General features: G+C 60.8%; 16 protein-coding genes and 1 tRNA gene. 14 read left to right on the top strand and 3 right to left on the bottom strand.

The annotated features are described in order from the left end of the window. Nucleotides 1-39 precede the first annotated feature (39 nt). Entirely contained in the window at nt 40-900 is an 861-nt protein-coding gene (locus P0D87_RS07615; RefSeq protein ID WP_053858415.1) for a tetratricopeptide repeat protein, read from the bottom strand. 345 nt (nt 901-1,245) lie between these two features. On the opposite strand from P0D87_RS07615, the gene cysS reads away from it, so the two are divergent. The 8 genes from cysS to P0D87_RS07575 all read left to right on the top strand — a co-directional run bounded on the left by cysS (nt 1,246) and on the right by P0D87_RS07575 (nt 9,681). After that, complete coding sequence (gene cysS / locus P0D87_RS07610; RefSeq protein ID WP_029970742.1) at nt 1,246-2,643, top strand: cysteine--tRNA ligase; 1,398 nt, start codon at nt 1,246-1,248, stop codon at nt 2,641-2,643. 47 nt (nt 2,644-2,690) lie between these two features. Then, a complete protein-coding gene (locus tag P0D87_RS07605; RefSeq protein WP_053858414.1) occupies nt 2,691-3,803 on the top strand; it encodes a DNA-3-methyladenine glycosylase family protein in 1,113 nt (370 codons plus the stop codon). Nucleotides 3,804-3,929: 126 nt separating this feature from the next. Beyond that, nucleotides 3,930-4,901 carry an acetyl-CoA carboxylase carboxyltransferase subunit alpha gene (locus tag P0D87_RS07600; RefSeq protein ID WP_006051481.1) on the top strand — a complete coding sequence of 324 codons (972 nt, stop codon included), beginning with the start codon at nt 3,930-3,932 and terminating at the stop codon, nt 4,899-4,901. A gap of 61 nt (nt 4,902-4,962) precedes the next feature. Then, nucleotides 4,963-6,429 carry a tRNA lysidine(34) synthetase TilS gene (gene tilS / locus P0D87_RS07595; RefSeq protein WP_053858413.1) on the top strand — a complete coding sequence of 489 codons (1,467 nt, stop codon included), beginning with the start codon at nt 4,963-4,965 and terminating at the stop codon, nt 6,427-6,429. Between the two features lie 400 nt (nt 6,430-6,829). Beyond that, a complete protein-coding gene (locus tag P0D87_RS07590; protein WP_006051483.1) occupies nt 6,830-8,080 on the top strand; it encodes an aspartate kinase in 1,251 nt (416 codons plus the stop codon). 199 nt (nt 8,081-8,279) lie between these two features. Then, nucleotides 8,280-8,373, top strand: a tRNA-Ser gene (locus P0D87_RS07585). 313 nt (nt 8,374-8,686) lie between these two features. Further along, nucleotides 8,687-8,860: an integrase arm-type DNA-binding domain-containing protein gene (locus P0D87_RS07580; protein ID WP_321175733.1), complete on the top strand. Its 174-nt coding sequence runs from the start codon at nt 8,687-8,689 to the stop codon at nt 8,858-8,860. After that, the gene (locus tag P0D87_RS07575; protein ID WP_321175732.1) at nt 8,854-9,681 is read left to right on the top strand and encodes an AlpA family phage regulatory protein; all 828 of its coding nucleotides are present in this window, start codon (nt 8,854-8,856) and stop codon (nt 9,679-9,681) included. Before P0D87_RS07580 ends, P0D87_RS07575 begins: the two co-directional genes overlap by 7 nt. Before the next feature lie 621 nt (nt 9,682-10,302). Here the strand turns inward: P0D87_RS07575 and P0D87_RS07570 are convergent. Continuing rightward, the gene (locus tag P0D87_RS07570; RefSeq protein WP_006051394.1) at nt 10,303-10,866 is read right to left on the bottom strand and encodes a TetR/AcrR family transcriptional regulator; all 564 of its coding nucleotides are present in this window, start codon (nt 10,864-10,866) and stop codon (nt 10,303-10,305) included. 115 nt (nt 10,867-10,981) lie between these two features. Here P0D87_RS07570 and P0D87_RS07565 point away from each other — a divergent pair, with 115 nt between their 5' ends. From P0D87_RS07565 to P0D87_RS07555, 3 genes are all read left to right on the top strand, one after another. Then, nucleotides 10,982-11,626: a glutathione S-transferase gene (locus tag P0D87_RS07565; RefSeq protein ID WP_053858345.1), complete on the top strand. Its 645-nt coding sequence runs from the start codon at nt 10,982-10,984 to the stop codon at nt 11,624-11,626. 82 nt (nt 11,627-11,708) lie between these two features. Further along, nucleotides 11,709-12,674, top strand: a complete 966-nt coding sequence (locus tag P0D87_RS07560) for an alpha/beta fold hydrolase (protein ID WP_082366999.1) — start codon at nt 11,709-11,711, stop codon at nt 12,672-12,674. 228 nt (nt 12,675-12,902) lie between these two features. Then, complete coding sequence (locus tag P0D87_RS07555) at nt 12,903-13,634, top strand: dienelactone hydrolase family protein (RefSeq protein WP_321175731.1); 732 nt, start codon at nt 12,903-12,905, stop codon at nt 13,632-13,634. A gap of 553 nt (nt 13,635-14,187) precedes the next feature. Here P0D87_RS07555 and P0D87_RS07550 read toward each other — a convergent pair. Further along, nucleotides 14,188-14,979, bottom strand: a complete 792-nt coding sequence (locus P0D87_RS07550) for an alpha/beta fold hydrolase (RefSeq protein ID WP_006051399.1) — start codon at nt 14,977-14,979, stop codon at nt 14,188-14,190. Between the two features lie 350 nt (nt 14,980-15,329). On the opposite strand from P0D87_RS07550, the gene P0D87_RS07545 reads away from it, so the two are divergent. The 3 genes from P0D87_RS07545 to P0D87_RS07535 all read left to right on the top strand — a co-directional run bounded on the left by P0D87_RS07545 (nt 15,330) and on the right by P0D87_RS07535 (nt 17,429). Beyond that, nucleotides 15,330-15,755, top strand: a complete 426-nt coding sequence (locus P0D87_RS07545) for a MarR family winged helix-turn-helix transcriptional regulator (RefSeq protein ID WP_006051400.1) — start codon at nt 15,330-15,332, stop codon at nt 15,753-15,755. 76 nt (nt 15,756-15,831) lie between these two features. Then, entirely contained in the window at nt 15,832-16,380 is a 549-nt protein-coding gene (locus P0D87_RS07540; protein WP_006051401.1) for a nuclear transport factor 2 family protein, read from the top strand. 2 nt (nt 16,381-16,382) lie between these two features. Continuing rightward, nucleotides 16,383-17,429, top strand: a complete 1,047-nt coding sequence (locus P0D87_RS07535) for an aldo/keto reductase (protein ID WP_053858344.1) — start codon at nt 16,383-16,385, stop codon at nt 17,427-17,429. Nucleotide 17,430 lies beyond the last annotated feature (1 nt).

Below are 17,430 nucleotides of genomic sequence, written 5' to 3'. Positions count from 1 at the left end.
CCTCAGGGTTGGAAAAAACGTATGACCGCGGCGGCGGCCTTATTGCGAGGGTGCCATGTAAGGCGGCATGGCGAGCGAGCCGTTGGGCCCGCCGTACTGGAAGCTCGGCGTTTGCGTCATGTTCGCGGTGGAGCCGGGCGTGTATTCCTGCGGCGCGGCCGCGGCCCGTTTCGGCGCTTTCGCGGTCTTCGGCGGCGATACGATTTTCTGGATGTCGGCGATGCGCTGCGTGGTCGTGGCGTTCGCCTTGCCGAGGCTTTGCGCGCGGCGATACGCTTCGTTGGCCATGCGCAGATAGAGGTCGCCCAGGTTCTCGTAAGCGAGACCGTAACCGGGGTTGACCTTGGTCGCGGTTTCGAGCGCCGCGCGTGCTTCCGCGTAGCGGCCGTGCTTGGCGTAGAGCGCGGCGAGGTTGTTGTACGGCTCGGGCAACTCCGGATACAACTGCGTGAGTTCGGTGAACGCGGTGATCGCTTCGTCGTCGCGGTTCAGATGCGCGAGCACGGTGGCGCGCTTGAACTTCGCCTGCGCGTCACGCGGATTCGACGCGATGCGCGCATCGAGTTGCGTCAGCGAGGCTTGCCAGTCCTTTTGCGCGATGGACGCGTCGATCTCCGGCGTGTTGTCGCGCACGGCAGGCCCTTGCGGCATGGTAGGCGTTTTCTGCGCGAAGGCGGCGGCGCCCGGCAGCATGCCGAGCGCGACGGCCACGGCGACGCGCAGCGTGACGGCGCGCGCGAACTTGCCGCCAGCGCCGTGCATCGAGCCACGCACCGAAGTGCCAACAGAGGCGCGGAGAGGGGCGCGAACAGAGGCGCGAACAAGTGTGCCGGCAAGGCCGCCAAACGCCGTCGCGGCGAGGGTCGCAGCGCTGCGCGCGCGGCCGCTGGAAGGTTTCATAGGCTCGGGTCTGGGTGTTATACTCCGAGCCATTCTAACAAAAGGTCTGCGCGTTCCGTCGAACCGCCGGCTGTCTTTTCGCCACTCGTGGTCGTCTCCGCCTTGATAGCAGTCTGACCGCCGCACCAGGTGCACCGGTTTGCTGCTGTGCGTGTTTCAACAGTCGCCGCTGTGCGTGTTTCACGTCGGGCAATAGTCTGGTCATCAAGAAGTCTGATCAGAGCCCGTCCGAACAGGTAACAGGCAATAGGCAACAGTCGGCAACAATTCGTCCCCGCCGTCGTGTTCGGGGGCGGCACGCACGAAACACATTGCGGATTTCTTTCGGCCCACGCACCGTTCTCTATGGAATCACTGCGCATCTACAACACGCTCGCGCGTGACAAGCAAACTTTCGTGCCCCTGCAAGCAGGCGTCGTGCGGATGTACGTCTGCGGGATGACCGTGTACGACTATTGTCACGTCGGTCATGCGCGTGTCATGGTCGTGTTCGACATCGTGCAGCGGTGGCTGCGCACGCTCGGCTACCAGGTCACGTACGTGCGCAACATCACGGACATCGACGACAAGATCATTCGCCGCGCCGTCGAAAACGGCGAGACGATCAAGTCGCTGACCGATCGCTTCATCAATGCGTTGCATGAAGATGCGGACGCGCTCGGCATCGCGCGTCCCGACATCGAGCCGCGCGCCACCGACTTCATTCCGCAGATGCTCGGCATGATCGAGACGCTCGAGGCGAACGGCTACGCGTATCAGGCGAGCGACGGCGACGTGAACTACGCGGTGCGCAAGTTCGCGGGCTACGGCAAGCTCTCCGGCAAGTCGCTCGAGGATCTGCGCGCGGGCGAGCGCGTCGCCGCGAACGACGCGAAAGAAGATCCGCTCGACTTCGTGTTGTGGAAGCAGTCGAAAGAGGGCGAACCCGCCGACACGGGCTGGGACTCGAAGTATGGCCGCGGCCGTCCTGGTTGGCATATCGAATGCTCGGCTATGGGGTGCGCGCTGCTCGGCGAACGTTTCGACATTCATGGCGGCGGACAGGACCTGCAGTTTCCGCACCACGAAAACGAAATCGCGCAAAGCGAAGCTGCGACCGGTCAAACGTTCGTGAATTACTGGATGCACAACGGCTACGTACAGATCGACAATGAGAAGATGTCGAAGTCGTTGAATAATTTCTTTACGATTCGCGAGGTATTGGCGCAGTACGATGCCGAGGTCGTGCGTTTTTTCATCGCACGCGCGCACTATCGTTCGCCGCTGAACTACAGCGACGTGCATATCGACGACGCCCGCAACGCCCTCGGCCGCCTTTACACGGCGCTGAAAGACGTGACGCCGGACGGCGCCGCGCTCGACTGGAACGAAGCGCATGCGCAGCGTTTCCAGGCAGCCATGAACGACGACTTCAACACGCCGGTTGCGGTGTCGGTGTTGTTCGAGCTGGCAACTGAAGTGAACCGCACGCGCGACCCCGCGCTGGCCCGTCAACTGCGCTCGCTCGGCGCGGTGCTCGGGCTGCTCGGGCGCGAGCCGCGTGCATACCTGCAGCAGGCAGCGGGCGCCGCGGTAGAAGGCGCGCTGGAACCCGCCGCGATCGAAGCGAAGATCGCCGAGCGCGTGGCCGCCAAGCAGGCGAAGGACTATGCAGCAGCAGACCGGATCCGGGCGGAATTGCTCGAGGCCGGCGTTGCACTTGAAGACAAACCCGGCGGGCTAACCGAGTGGCGGCGCGTGTGAGCGCACCTCGTACTTCCCTCTGAACGACTCGCCAGGCAGGAGGCAGGATGGCAACGGCCACGAAGACGCCGGCTAAACGAGCCACGTCTCAAACAAACGCGGCAGCCGCGCCCAAGTCGACTCGAACGTCGGCGCGCACGGCAAGCGGCGCGGTGAAGGCAGCAACGTCGAAAGGCGCGGGAGCGGCGGCAAAAACCGCTGGCGGCGCCTCGAAGAAGACGGCGGTCAAGCGCGCGTTGAACGGCGCGTCCGCGCCTGCGCATGTGGGTTCGTCCGCGGCGTCGTCGCTTTCGTCCGCCACGCGACGCACGAAGGCGTCGTCCGTGAAGGCATCGCGTGCGAAGCCGAGTAGCGCGAACGGCGCGTTGCCGGCCGAACTTGCGGGCGACGTGCAGGAGCTCGCGCGCGTCGCGAAAACGCGAGAGAACCAGGAAGGCGAGATCGTGCGCAAGACGCGCGCGTCGTCTTCGGCGGGCGGCGAAGCGGCGAGCGCAAGCGAGGTCGCGGTGCCGGTGCAGATCGCCGGGCTTGCGCCCGAAGTCACGCGTCCTGACTACTGGGACAAGGCATGCGCCGACCTCGTCAAACGCGACCGCATTCTGAAGAAGCTGATTCCGAAGTTCGGTCCGGTGCATCTGTTGAGCCGCGGCGATCCGTTCGTCACGCTCGCGCGCTCGGTGGTCGGTCAGCAGATTTCGGTGGCGTCCGCGCAGGCCGTCTGGGCCAAAGTCGCGGCGGCTTGTCCGAAGCTCGTGCCGCAGCAGTTCATCAAGCTGGGTCAGGAAAAACTCACGGCTTGCGGCTTGTCGAGGCGCAAGGCGGAGTATGTGCTCGACCTCGCGCAGCATTTCGTGTCGGGTGCTTTGCACGTCGGCAAGTGGCGGTCCATGGAAGACGAGGCGGTGATCGCCGAACTCACGCAGATTCGCGGCATCGGCCGCTGGACTGCGGAGATGTTCCTGATCTTCAACCTGTCACGTCCCGATGTGCTGCCGCTCGACGATCTCGGTCTGATCCGCGCCATCAGCGTGAATTACTTTAGCGGCGAACCGGTCACGCGCAGCGAAGCGCGCGAGGTCGCGGCGAACTGGGAGCCGTGGCGCACCGTCGCCACCTGGTATATGTGGCGTAGTCTGGACCCGTTGCCGGTCGACTACTGAAAGCAGAAGAAGCAATGCCGCTTGGCGAAACTATCAATTGTTAGATTTTGATAGTTGCGAAGTGGTTTTGACATCGGCGAGCGCGGTTAGAATACGCGCTGCCGGTAAGTCCAAGGATTAAAACCAATGAAGACCACCTTTCTGGATTTCGAACAGCCGATCGCTGAACTCGAAGCGAAGATCGAAGAATTGCGCTTCGTGCAGGACGATTCGGCCGTCGATATTTCGGAAGAGATCGAGCGGCTGTCCAAGAAAAGCCAGCAGCTCACGAAAGATCTGTACGCGAACCTCACGCCGTGGCAGGTTTCGCAAATCGCCCGACATCCGCAGCGCCCGTACACGTTTGACTACGTGAACGAGCTCTTCACCGATTTCCACGAGCTGCACGGCGACCGCCACTATGCGGACGACCTGTCGATCGTCGGCGGCCTCGCGCGTTTCAATGGCCAGGCCTGCATGGTGATCGGCCATCAGAAGGGCCGCGACACGAAAGAGCGCGCGCTGCGCAACTTCGGCATGCCGCGTCCGGAAGGCTATCGGAAGGCCGAGCGTCTGATGCGTCTCGCCGAAAAATTCAGCCTGCCGATCTTCACGTTCATCGATACTCCGGGCGCCTATCCCGGCATCGGCGCGGAAGAACGCGGGCAGTCGGAAGCAATCGGCCGCAATCTGTATGTCATGGCCGAACTGAAGACGCCGCTGATCGCGACCATCATCGGCGAGGGCGGTTCGGGCGGCGCGTTGGCCATCGCGGTCGGCGACAGCGTGTTGATGCTGCAATTCTCGACCTATTCGGTGATTTCACCGGAAGGCTGCGCGTCGATTCTGTGGAAAAGCGCGGCCAAGGCGCCGGAAGCCGCCGAGGCGCTCGGTCTCACCGCGCATCGTCTGAAGGCGCTGGGTCTGATCGACAAGATCGTCAACGAGCCGCTCGGCGGCGCGCATCGCGATCCGAAGGGCATGGCGGCGATGCTGCGCCGTGCGCTCGCCGATTCGCTGCGTCAGTTCCAGGGCATGAGCATCAACGACTTGCGCGAACGCCGTTTCGAACGTTTGATGTCGTACGGCAAGTTCAAGGAAACGACGCCGGGCGTTTGAGCCCGCGCGTTTCCTTTCGTCCATCGGCGCGACGCATGACTAATGCAACCGCGCTAGCGACATGACTCCCACTGCCGAATCGCCTGCGGACCGCCTCGTTCTCGAGGCGGTCCGCGTTGCGTTTGCCGCGCTGCCCGCGCGCGTTGCCGTTGCGTTTAGCGGCGGCGTCGATTCGAGTGTGCTGCTGGACGCGGCCGTGCGTGTCGCCGGCTCGTCGCGTTGCATCGCGTTTCATGTGCATCATGGATTGAGTCCGAACGCCGATGCGTGGCTCGCGCATTGCGAGGCGTTCGCGCGCGAACGCGAGGTCGAGTTCGTCGTGCGTTACGTCGACGTTTCGCGCGATGCGGGCGTGAGCGTGGAGGCCGCGGCGCGCGATGCGCGTTATCGCGCGCTGGACGCACTGTGCGCGGCGCACCGCATTGGCTGGCTGTGGCTCGCGCAACACGCGGACGATCAGGCGGAAACGGTACTGCTGCAACTGTTGCGCGGCGCGGGCCTCGCGGGCCTCGCGGCGATGGCGCCGGAGTTCTCGCCAGCGGGCGCAGCGGCGGCGCGCGTGCGGCCGTTGCTTCATCTGCTGCGCGCACAGATCGAACGCTATGCGAGCGGGCGCGAACTGCGCTGGATCGACGACGAATCGAATGCGGACACGCGCTATGCGCGCAACGCGCTGCGCCACCAGGTCACGCCCGCGTTGGCCGTTCACTTCCCCGGTTTCCGCGACGCGCTCGCGCGCACGGCGTCGCATGCAGCGTCGGCGCAGCGCTTGCTCGATGAGCTTGCGCGCATCGACCTCGACGCCGTCTCGCGCGACGATGGGCACGCGCTCTCGCACGACGCGCTCATCGCACTCGATGACGACCGCGCGCTCAATCTCATGCGTTACTGGATGCGCTCACAGGGCTTCATCGCGGCGTCGAGCGCGCGTCTTGGCGATGCGCTGCGGCAACTGCGCGAAGTGGGCGAGGGCGGCGACGGGCATCGTCTGCGCGTCGATCATGCGGGTCATGCGCTGCGCAGCTATCGCGGGCTGGTGTATTGGGAAGCGGGCGACAGCAGCGATCCCGCCGACGAAACTTCGCTTGCGGCGCGCGAGGTCAGCGAGTTGGTGTGGCAGGGACAAGCGACGTGGCGCTTGCCGCAATGGCGCGGGACTTTTGTGTTTGAAGCGGTTGATGCTTTAGCGGTGAACGCGGCGGATGCCACCAATGCCATTAACACCGCGCTCAACGACACCATTCCGATCAGCCTGCTGCAACACGCACCACTGCGCGCGCGTTCGCGCAGCGGCGGCGAACGCATGCGCGCGAGCGACGCGCCGGGCGCGCGTAGTCGAACGCTGAAGAACCTGTTCCAGGAGCGCGGCATTCCCGCGTGGAAGCGCGACGTGCCGCTGCTGTTTCTCGGCGATGAACTGCTGTTCGTCCCTTTGCTCGGCGTGAACCACGCGGCGTTGCACGCTGACGTAGCGCCCGACGTAGCGCGCGTGCGAATCGTCTGGCGCGAGGACTTGCTGATCGCCTGACCGGCCGGTCGGGCACTGGCTTCATCGAACGGGTTGTCGTCCAAATAGGGCGCGATTCTGAGCGCGAGCTAAAGCGCGAATATGCATTACGGAACGCCGCGCAAGCGCCGCGGCACGCGTCGCCACGGCCTTCGCGGCTTGTCTTTTTGCCTCTGATCGGGTACGTTAACTTGTTTGCCCGACCCGCTTTTGCCCTCGCTTTTGTCGGTTTTCCGATCGTGATCCGAGTTTTCCGGTAAGCCATTAGCGATCAATCACGGGCAAATCCGCGCGTGCTGCACGCGCGCTGCATCTACGCCGCCATACACTTCGCCGCCGTTCACAAGACGTTGCGCCCCTGTGCTTTTGTGCGGTCGTCGCGAGCGCGCCAGCGCGGTTTCTCCTTCAGTTCAGAACGACAATGGCACTCATCGTACATAAATACGGCGGCACTTCGATGGGCTCGGTCGAGCGCATCAAGAACGTCGCCAAGCGCGTCGCGAAATGGCAAAAGGCCGGCCACAAGATGGTCGTCGTGCCGTCGGCAATGTCCGGCGAAACCAACCGCTTGCTCGGCCTCGCGAAAGAGATCACGAGCCAGCCGAGCCCGCGCGAACTCGACATGATCGCCGCGACCGGCGAGCAGGTCAGCTCGGGACTGCTCGCCATCGCGCTGCAGGAAGCCGGCGTCGACGCGGTGAGCTACGCGGGCTGGCAAGTGCCGGTCAAAACGGATAGCGCGTTCACGAAAGCGCGCATTAGCGACATCGACGGCGAGCGCGTGCTGCGCGATCTCGACGCGGGCAAGGTGGTCGTGATCACGGGCTTCCAGGGTATCGACCCGGACGGCAACATCACGACGCTTGGCCGCGGCGGCTCGGACACGTCGGCGGTCGCGGTCGCGGCTGCGTTGAAGGCCGACGAGTGCCTGATTTACACGGACGTCGACGGTGTTTACACGACCGACCCGCGCGTGGTCGAAGAGGCTCGCCGGCTCGATCGCGTGACGTTCGAAGAAATGCTGGAAATGGCAAGCCTGGGTTCGAAGGTGTTGCAGATCCGCTCGGTGGAATTCGCCGGCAAATATCAGGTGAAGACGCGCGTGCTGTCGAGCCTGACCGATCCGCTCATCCCGCTCGACGCTGAAATGAAGTCGGGCACCCTGATTACTTTTGAAGAAGACGAGACCATGGAAAAAGCAGTCATCTCGGGCATCGCGTTCCAGCGCGACGAAGCTCGCATCGCGGTGATGGGTGTGCCCGACAAGCCGGGCATCGCGTATCAGATTCTCGGCCCGGTGGCGGACGCGAATATCGACGTCGACATGATCATCCAGAACCAGAGCGTCGAAGGAAAAACGGCGTTCACGTTCACGGTGGGCCGCGGCGATTATCAGCGCGCGATGGACATCCTCACGAACCAGGTGAAGGGGCACGTGCAGGCCGAGCAGGTGCTGGGCGATCCGAAGGTGTCGAAGGTTTCGGTGGTCGGCGTGGGCATGCGTTCGCATGTGGGCATCGCGAGCACGATGTTCCGCACGCTGTCGGAAGAGGGCATCAACATCCAGATGATCTCGACGTCCGAAATCAAGATTTCGGTGCTGATCGACGAGAAGTATATGGAGCTCGCAGTGCGCGCGCTGCATAAGGCGTTCGAACTGGATCAGGCGTAACTGGGTGTGATTTGGTAGAAGCAGCGGGGCGTGCAGGAGCGCCTCGTTCGTTGTTGTACATATGCGTGGCCTGGCGAAAAAAATCCTTCGTCAATGACGACATTGGCACAAAAAGTGTTCGTCGGACATTGACCTTGGCGGTCCGGCCCGCTATTATCTTGGCTTCGTCGCGCTGACTCCCTGCGCGAGCGAAAGTTTGGGAGACGTGGCCGAGAGGTCGAAGGCACTCCCCTGCTAAGGGAGCATCTGGGCCAAAACCTGGATCGAGGGTTCGAATCCCTCCGTCTCCGCCAGGAGCACCTTCCGGGACATTTCACCATGTCCCGGACCAGACCCCGGAAGGCCGCCACAAGCGCCTTCCGGGGTTTTTTCTTTGCTGCTTCCGGCTCGTACCGACAGAATCGACCCATCAAGTTGGGGTGAAAGTAGGGGTGGGAAATGGCGGAATCTCAATCCAGGCAACCTCATTGGCTCTCGCCAGCTTCGCATAGCGAAGCTCGTTGATCGCGGTTACTACGCCGATGGTGGCGGCCTTTATTTCCAGATTTCTGGCTCGGGTTCGCGCTCCTGGATCTATCAGTTCAACTATTCGGGCGTTCGCGCGAGATGGGGCTTGGGCCGATGACGACTGTTTCGTTGGCAGAAGCGCGTACCGAGGCGGCCCGATGCAGGGCACTCGTGAAGGACAAGATTGACCCGATCGAGGCGCGTAAAGAGGCGCGGCGCATCGTGACGGCGACAACCCTGCACGCTGGCGTGGTCACCTGGATAAGGTGCTAGCAAAGCGCAGGCGCGCCCTGAAGCATTTTCCGGCGTTGCCGTGGGCCGACATCCCTGAATTCATACCAAAGCTTAAGGTGAAGGCAAATGAAGGTTCTCGCTCAGCCGTGATGTTGCAGCTGGTGATCCTGACCGTCTGTAGAACGAATGAGATCCGGCGAGCGCGGCCCGAAGAGTTCGACTTACGCCACAAGATTTGGACGATCCCCAGCGAGCGGATGAAGATGGGCCTTCCTCACCGCGTGCCCTTGTGTGATACGGCCTGCGATCTCGTGAAGAGAGCTATGCGGACGGCCAGGTATGGCTACCTCTTTCCGGGCGACAAAAAGGGCGCTCCGCTTTCGAATATGGCAATGTTAGAACTGCTCGATGGCATGGGATATACAGACATCACGGTGCACGGGTTCCGTTCGACATTTCAGGACTGGGCGGAGGAGTATGGTGAGTATCCCGAAGTGCTAGCCGACAAGGCGATTGCCCACAAGACGAGCAACAAGGCCCGCCGTGCGTATCAGCGAGGTGACATGCTCGAGAGGCGCCGAAAGATGATGGACCACTGGTCGCAGTACTGCGCGGGGATGTCTGCGAGCGTCGTGTCAATTACGCCCCCGAAGGAGAATCCGGCAAAGCAACGTTTGATTCGCCTTCGCGAAGTGCGTCTGCGTGTTGGCCAGGGCACAAGTACTGTCTATCGGTATCTGGCCGAAGGTAAGTTTCCACGGCCAGTGGAAATCGGTGGTGGTAGGGTTGCATGGCTAGAGACCGATGTTGATGCATGGATTGTCGACCGCGTTGAGGCCAGTGGGTGCGGAGCAACCTAGCTTGGTTCCATTCTGTCGCGGCGGTTTGCGTGACATCAGAAGCCATCGGAGCGCGACAGAACACGGACTTGCGGGACCTTGAGTTGCTCGGTCGTACTGCGGGAGTGAATGCTTCGTTTTCCTTTTTAATTCGCCCTCCGCCCTCGGCAGAAGTGCTTCCCGTAGCAGTCATATTGTCCCGACACGGAGCCCGGGAGATTGCCTGATATGGGGGCCTTCGGCTCACCGACCCACCGGCCAGTCACGCTTGCGCCCAATGGCTTCGCCGATGGCGTGGTTTTCCATGGCCGCTTCCGTATCCTGATCCGCTTTTCGGCGCACACGTTCCCAGTCAGTGCAGCTTTCGCCGCGAGCGAACATCGTGCATTTCCGCGCTAGTCATCGAAGTGATTTTCGAGCCACTCGCGATAGGCGCACTGTTCATCTCGTTTGGCCGGCGGAAACTCACGATTCGCAGCGGTCCTCACCCGGAACGAACGCCACCGACAATACGGTCAGAACCTCGGATACGTAGCCAAAAGCCCGCTGGCGCCGTCCGCCATGATGAGGGCAATCTACGAACAGCGTATGTTCACTTTCCCGCACCCGATCGGCATCGCGAAGTCACAGCGCGTGCGCTGTTTACGCAAAAAGGCCGGTACTTCGATATGCCTGGACCGTAGCGTCGAAGACCGACACGTCGCCGCGTCCACGAGCGACCAGTTGCGCGCCTTCAATAGCCGCGAAAATTGCTAGCGCGTGGCGCTTAATAGACTCGGCATCTCTTCCGTCCTCCCTGAGAGACAGAACCTTAAAAAGCCAGTCGACGTTTACCTCGGTGAAGTGATCGACTTCTACCCGGACTTCGGCGGGAAGGTCATGATGCTCTGCCGCCATGATGCCGCAAAGACACATTCGATTGTCTTGCACGAGTGCCGAACGAAAGATGCTCGCATAGCGCTCCAGCGTCAGCTGCTCGTTATCGAACCGTTCGAGAAGGTCATGCAGCAAAGTGACCGCTTCCTCCGTGTACTGGCGCGCCAACGCCGCGCCTAGATCACCCTTTGTCGGAAAGTGGTGGTGCACGCCTGCGCTCTTGATGCCGACCTCTTTGGCGATTTCGCGGAAACTCAGCGCGTTGTATCCACGCGCCTGAACCATGCGTCGGGCAGAGCCGAGAATGCGCTGTTTGGTGTCAGTTGTCATGTGGGAGACTCTAACACGATACCTATCGATAAGTAAGTGTTGACACGGGGAGGACGCCTCGCTAAAGTGCGCTTCACTTACCTATCGATAGGTAACGACCCTTTTGAGACCGACCATGAAAATTTTCGACATTCCAGGTTTTCCCAACCCGCTTCGCATCCGGATCGTGCTGGCGGAGAAAAATCTTGCTTCCAAGGTTGAGTTCATCAAAGTTGATCTTCCCGCTGCGGAACACAAGCAAGCCGCCTTCCTCGCCATCAACCCCACCGGGACTGTGCCCGTTCTGCAGTTGGATGACGGAACGTACATCTCGGAGTGCACGGCCATCACTGAGTATCTTGACAATCTTGACGGCAATCCGGTGCTGACGGGCAAGTCGCCAAAAGAGAAAGCGCTGGTTCATATGATGCAGAAGCGGGCTGAGTCAGAACTGATCGATGCGGTAGGGATCTACTTTCACCATGCGACGCCGGGTCTTGGACCGGCGCTTCAGGCGTACAAGAGCCCCGATTGGGAGGGCCGCCGAGAATGGGGTGAACGCTCACGCGACAAGGCTGTTGCCGGGATGCGCTACTTTGACAAGGTGCTCACGGCGCAACCGTACGTTGCGGGCGAATCCTTCTCAATGGCGGATATCACAGTTTGGGCGGGACTCGTGTTCGCTGGTTTTGCAAACATTCGGGTCCCCGAGGAATGCACCGCGCTGCTCAATTGGCGGCAGACGGTTGACGAGCGCTCTTCCGTCAAGAATCCGGCGTAAGCAGCGTTCGTCCCCAACACCACGCCAGTTCTCGGAGCGCAGTAAGAATATTTTTTAATGTGTTGAATTCAGGAATACTGAAGTGAGAAAACCGATAAAAATCGCGACGGTCAAGGCGGGGGTGCTAGTACTTGCTACAGCTGCCGCTTTCGCAACTACGCCATCCAATGCGGCAGGGGAAGGGCAGAATCTGCGCGCCGTCTACACGCATCAGACAGCGCCGACGAGGTTTATCGATGTAAACGGTACGAAGCTCGCCTATCGCCGTTTCGGAAAACCCGGCAATGTGCCGCTGGTCTTTTTCCAGCACTTTGTGGGCAACATGGACAACTGGGACCCTGCGGTCATTGACGGTTTTGCTAAAAATCGAGAGGTAATTCTGTTCGACAACGCCGGCATCGCCAGTTCAGAAGGAGAAGTTCCCAGCACCGTCGAGGGGATGGCGCGGCATGCTATTGACTTGCTTCACGCACTCAACGTCAAAAGGGCTGATCTTCTCGGATTTTCTCTGGGAAGTCTCGTAGCACAGGAAGTTGCCGTTGAGCGCCCTGAAGTTGTTCGACATCTGGTGTTGGTTGGGAGCGGACCTCGCGGCGGGGCTGGAATGGCCACGCTTACGCCAGAGTTTCAGGAAATGATCAAGAAGGACGGCGGAAACAACGATCAACTGCTGCTCGATGTGTTCTTCACGCAATCAGACGCGAGTCGCGCTGCGGGACGTGAATTCCTCAATCGCCTTCATGCTCGTTCGCGCGATCGTGACCCGGACGTGAATGATAAGGTCGCACCGGCGCAGGTAGCGGCGTTCGCGGCATGGGGCGCGCCTCACGCTGATGCGGATGCATACCTGAAAAACATCAAGCAGCCTGTGCTCATCGTGGGCGGCAATCACGACATCGTTCATTATCCGGTGAATTCGTTCACCCTGGAGGAGAAGCTGCCGAACGCTCAGCTGATTCTGTACCCTGACTCGAGTCATGGGGCGCAGTACCAGTATCCCAAGCGCTTCGTGGCCGATGTCACGGCCTTTCTCGATCGCGAAGACTAGAACCTTCATGCAGCAGCCGGTGCTCGCTTATGTTCATCGTCTCATAGCTGCTAGCCACGGAGAAACCTCGCAGCGACAAGAGACGAGTTTTTCATCTCTCAGGCGCGGGGCTCCGTGGTCATAGGCGCTACATGTATGCCCTTTGCGACTCTGAAAGCCGGTTGAGTACGCAACAAGCAGGCAGCCGCGCTTAACTTGAACTGTCGATTAATTATTGGAGGAAACCCGATGCGCAACGTGGGAACCATGGTCAGCTTTTGCCGTCCGGACGGTCAAGCCATTCAGGGCTATCTTGCGAATCCGGCGAAGCTGGAAGGCGCGCCGGCAATCGTTGTGATCCAGGAGTGGTGGGGGCTTAACGCTCAGATCCGGGGTGTGGCGGACCGTCTGTCTCACGCGGGCTACATCGCGCTGGTGCCCGACCTCTACAGAGGAAAGTCTACCGTCGAGGAAGAAGAGGCTCACCACTACATGGATAGTCTGGACTTTGCTGACGCGATCTCTCAGGACGTTCGCGGCGCGGTTCAATACCTGAGTACGTACACGAGAAATATCGGTGTGACCGGGTTTTGCATGGGCGGCGCATTGACGCTTCTTGCCCTCAGCGCTGTCCCTGAATTTGCGGCTGGCGTTATATGGTACGGATTCCCGCCGCTGGATCGCCTGGACGCTTCTGGCATCAAAGCGCCCATCCAGGCGCACTGCGCCACACAGGACGCATTCTTTCCTGCCGCGAGTGTGGATGTGCTTGAGGAGAAGTTCGCCCGCAGTGAGGTCTCGGCGGAATTCCATCGCTATCTTGCACATCATGCGTTCGCCAATGAAACTGCCGTGGGCGATGGGCGCATACCAGGCACGCAATACGATCCGGTCTGGGCGCAACTCGCGTGGGACCGCACACTGACGTTTTTTGGCCGCACCCTTTGGAAGGAGCCAGTCGTAGTGAGACGTACGTCATAACCCACTGCGGTATTTCATGGCGCGATGCGACGCAGCGGCGAAAGGCGCAACACGCGGTCCATCGCTGAATACGGTCTCGCTATGCTGCACGCCGTGGAGATTGGCAGGACGAAGACGTCGCTGCCCCTTCCTAAAATCTCTGCTTGGGGGTACATCACCCCGTCACCAGATCGCAACGCATTACGCTCGCTGTGACCGTCATTCCTTGTCGGCTAGAAACCGCGGACAAAGCGAAGAATCTCGAGGTTATGCTTTTCCGCGTCGCCGGCATGTTGATCCTGCTGGCCATCTACGTCGCTCCTGCTCACGCCAGTTTCATTAGGCGAAGCGCTGACGGGTGAGATCCGTTGCGCAGCTGATTGGCCGGATGTGGTTGCCATGCAAGCGGAAAATAGCAATGGCGACAGAAGCATCGCAGCTACCACGAATATTTTGCGTGTGATCATTTTAAGGTTGTCAGAAAAATGATATCTCTGTCACTGCGTGAGCTATTGCGCAAGAGGGCGGGCGCGGCGGGCGTTAGTCCCCGCCGCGCTGATGCTTTCGAGACCGGTCAGAGCACGCCGGTGGCTCGTGCCGCGTCGAGAACTACCGCGGCCACTGCGGCAGGTTGAGACATCAGTGCTACATGGCTCGCGCCAGCAATCGACGTAATCTTCGCGCCGATCTGTTTAGCCTCGGCCTGCTGGAGCGCCGCGGGAATGATCTGGTCCTGGTCGCCATAGACCCACCACGACGGTTTGGACTTCCAGGCGGCCACAGACACCTTATCGGTAAGACAGCGAGCATTGAGCGGCCCCTGAGCCGTGGCGAGCACACTGGATGTGTCTTTCGGAAGGTCCGGTGCGAAACTGCTCAGGTAAGTGTCAGTGTTGAGCGTAAGGAATCCAGCTTCGTCGGATACCAGACCCGCCTGCCAGGCCGGCTTCGGAAAGGGACTCGTCAGATCAGAGATCGACTGATTGTCTGCGGGCGCGAATGCTGACACATAAACGAGACCTGCAACCTTGTTAATGCTGCCGGCTTGCGTAATGACGGCGCCTCCGTAGGAATGTCCGACCAGAAGGACTGGGCCCTGCTGGGCATCGATGGCACGGGTGACGGTTGCGGCATCGTCGGCTAGCGACGTGCGGGGAAGCTGAACAGTCACTACTTTCAGGCCACGCGCCTGCAGTACGCGCGTGACTGATGACCAGCTAGACCCGTCGGCCCACGCCCCGTGTACGAGTACGACCGTGCCCGTGGTGCTTGCGGAAGAGCTGCCGCATGCCGCAACGGATGCGAGAGTGACGAGACCGAGCGATACGACAAGAGCAGCAAAGAGCCGCAGAATGTAAGACTTCATGATAGGAAGGTTAAGACGCCAAATGAGATTCCAATATCGCGCCCGTCTAGCGACAGGAAGTATCAGGACGAGCGCGACGCCAACACGAACGGTAACCGGGCTCAGGGGCGCCGCCTATTGCACGTCGTCCGGTTTCAATGACATTGCGTCCGAAAGATAAGAGAGAAGATTTCCGTGGCCCATAAGACTGTATGCGCCAGCCTGTTGCAGTGTCCGCCGGCGAAGCGTGGGCGACGGAAAAGTCGGCCGATCTCTGAGGCGGCCCCTCACAAAAGCACCTCTTTGGCTGAATCGTGAGCCGCTATCCCGAAGCATTGACAAATGTGTAATAGCACATGAGAATGAGAGACATGAAACCGCTCACTGGTCCCGATCTTTGTCACTGTCTGGCTGCACGTCGCGCTGCCAGGTACGTGTCGCGTATTTACGATAGCCACTTGTCAGGCGTAGGTATTTCGATCTCGCAATTTTCGATACTTGCGCTCGTTGAAGAGCATCCAGGAATTGCGGTTGCCGATCTGGCGGACCTGATGGTGATGGAGCGGACCACGTTGGTACGTGCACTCAGACCCCTGAGGGACGCAAAGTGGTTGACGAGCGATGCGGAAGGTCCGAAAGCGGCACTGACGTTCACGCTGTCCGCTGCGGGCAAGGCGAAGCTGTCGGAGGCTGAGCCCTGCTGGCGAGCAGCGCAGGCGGAGTTCGAAGCCGGCGTCAGTCGCAAACAGGCGGCTGCACTGCGGGCAGGTCTGTTGACCGTCGTCTTTGCAGGCTGAAAATTTTTCGTTCATATGTGTAATTGCACATATTATCTGTCTCATTCCGATCAACGTCTTCTTTCAAGGACTTTGCATGACAGCCTTTCCTTCCGTCCCGCATGTGAGCACAGTCAGCGCCGAAGACCGGGCGAGCGCCGTCGACTTCGTCAATCGCGTCAACTGGTTCTTCGAGACATGGGACGTCGAAGCCATGATCGAGGCATTCCTGCCCGACGCCGTGGCGTACCACTTTCACGGAACGATTAATGGACACACCGAAATCCGGCGCTTCTTCGAGCATGACTATCCGTATCTGATACCTGGCGTGGGGCGTCATGCCACAAACCATATCGTCGATGAGGACGAAGACGGCGTGGTCGTGCGATATCAAAACCTGCTGATCCGCTATGCCTCGCCCGAGGATGCGTCGAAACTCGGTGCGGGCCAGGTGATGCACAGCGATGCCGGGCTGCCCGCGATCTGGCTGTATTCGCCGATGCGTGACCGGCTGCGCAAGACGGCGGCGGGGTGGAGGATCTATGAGCGTTATATCGGTGGCTCGACCACCAGTCGTGTCCTCACGCCTGCCGACACATCAGCAGCTGCCGTGGCGCCGTATCTCCCGAAGCTTCAAGGGGTGTAATCGTGCGATATCGTGTCTTCGGTAAACATACGGGCCTGCGCGTGTCTGAGCTGGTTCTTGGTACAGCCAATTTCGGCGGCCGGTGGGGGTACGGATCAGATCTTGATGCCGCACGCGAGATCGTCGACCGATATGCGGACGCGGGTGGTAACTTTCTGGATTGTGCCGACGTGTATCAGTTCGGAGAATCCGAGGAGTTTCTCGGTAAGCTCCTCTCGGGCCGTCGCGATAACTTCGTGGTTGCGACCAAGTACACTCAGGCAGCGGCGCCCAACGCGGGCGCTTTGGCGACGGGCAATAGCCGGCTCGCGATGCGCCTGTCTGTTGAGGCGAGCCTCAAGCGTCTCAAGACCGATCGCATTGACCTCTACTGGGTGCACTTTTCCGATGGCATCACACCAACGGACGAGATCATGCGAGGCCTGGACGACCTGGTGTGCAGCGGCAAGGTGCTCTATATCGGACTGTCCGACTTCCCTGCGTGGCGCGTTGCGCGGGCGGCAACGATCGCCGAGTTGCGTGGCTGGGCGCGAGTCGCCGGCTTGCAGTTCGAGCACAGCCTGGTCGAGCGCACAGCCGAGCACGAACTGATACCGGCAGGCCAGGCACTTGGACTGGGGATGGTGGCGTGGTCGCCGCTCGGTGGTGGACTGCTTTCGGGCAAGTACCGTCGGGGCGAGAAAGGGCGCCTTGAAGCACTGGGCGGTGCCGTATTCCAGCAGGAAAATTCCGGCCAGCGTACGGCGATCGTCGATGCCACCCTCGCGGTTGCGACCGAGCTTGGGGTCACGCCATCCGAGGTGGCAGTAGCGTGGGTCTTGCTAAAGGGTTCGCTGCCGATCATTGGACCTCGGACGAGCGAACAGCTATCGGCATACCTTGGCGCTGCAAAGCTCACGCTTGCACAGCATCACGTCGAGCGGCTGGATGATGCCAGTGCATTGGCTCCGATCTTTCCGCAGTCAATGATTGACGCGCCTGCGTACCGGCAAGCTGCGGCCGGCGGCCAGTACGAGCGCATCGTCATGCCCGAAACGCCGGCTCCCTGAC

Source organism: Paraburkholderia sp. RL17-368-BIF-A (genome assembly GCF_046054045.1).
In the GTDB taxonomy this organism is placed as follows: domain Bacteria; phylum Pseudomonadota; class Gammaproteobacteria; order Burkholderiales; family Burkholderiaceae; genus Paraburkholderia; species Paraburkholderia graminis.
This window is presented reverse-complemented; position numbering and strand designations above follow the sequence as displayed.

Coding starts and splice junctions, on each gene's coding strand:
- P0D87_RS07615 (WP_053858415.1), bottom strand. CDS start 900: ATGAAACCTTCCAGCGGCCGCGCGCGCAGCGCTGCGACCCTCGCCGCG.
- cysS (WP_029970742.1), top strand. CDS start 1,246: ATGGAATCACTGCGCATCTACAACACGCTCGCGCGTGACAAGCAAACT.
- P0D87_RS07605 (WP_053858414.1), top strand. CDS start 2,691: ATGGCAACGGCCACGAAGACGCCGGCTAAACGAGCCACGTCTCAAACA.
- P0D87_RS07600 (WP_006051481.1), top strand. CDS start 3,930: ATGAAGACCACCTTTCTGGATTTCGAACAGCCGATCGCTGAACTCGAA.
- tilS (WP_053858413.1), top strand. CDS start 4,963: ATGACTCCCACTGCCGAATCGCCTGCGGACCGCCTCGTTCTCGAGGCG.
- P0D87_RS07590 (WP_006051483.1), top strand. CDS start 6,830: ATGGCACTCATCGTACATAAATACGGCGGCACTTCGATGGGCTCGGTC.
- P0D87_RS07580 (WP_321175733.1), top strand. CDS start 8,687: ATGGGGCTTGGGCCGATGACGACTGTTTCGTTGGCAGAAGCGCGTACC.
- P0D87_RS07570 (WP_006051394.1), bottom strand. CDS start 10,866: ATGACAACTGACACCAAACAGCGCATTCTCGGCTCTGCCCGACGCATG.
- P0D87_RS07565 (WP_053858345.1), top strand. CDS start 10,982: ATGAAAATTTTCGACATTCCAGGTTTTCCCAACCCGCTTCGCATCCGG.
- P0D87_RS07555 (WP_321175731.1), top strand. CDS start 12,903: ATGCGCAACGTGGGAACCATGGTCAGCTTTTGCCGTCCGGACGGTCAA.
- P0D87_RS07550 (WP_006051399.1), bottom strand. CDS start 14,979: ATGAAGTCTTACATTCTGCGGCTCTTTGCTGCTCTTGTCGTATCGCTC.
- P0D87_RS07545 (WP_006051400.1), top strand. CDS start 15,330: ATGAAACCGCTCACTGGTCCCGATCTTTGTCACTGTCTGGCTGCACGT.
- P0D87_RS07540 (WP_006051401.1), top strand. CDS start 15,832: ATGACAGCCTTTCCTTCCGTCCCGCATGTGAGCACAGTCAGCGCCGAA.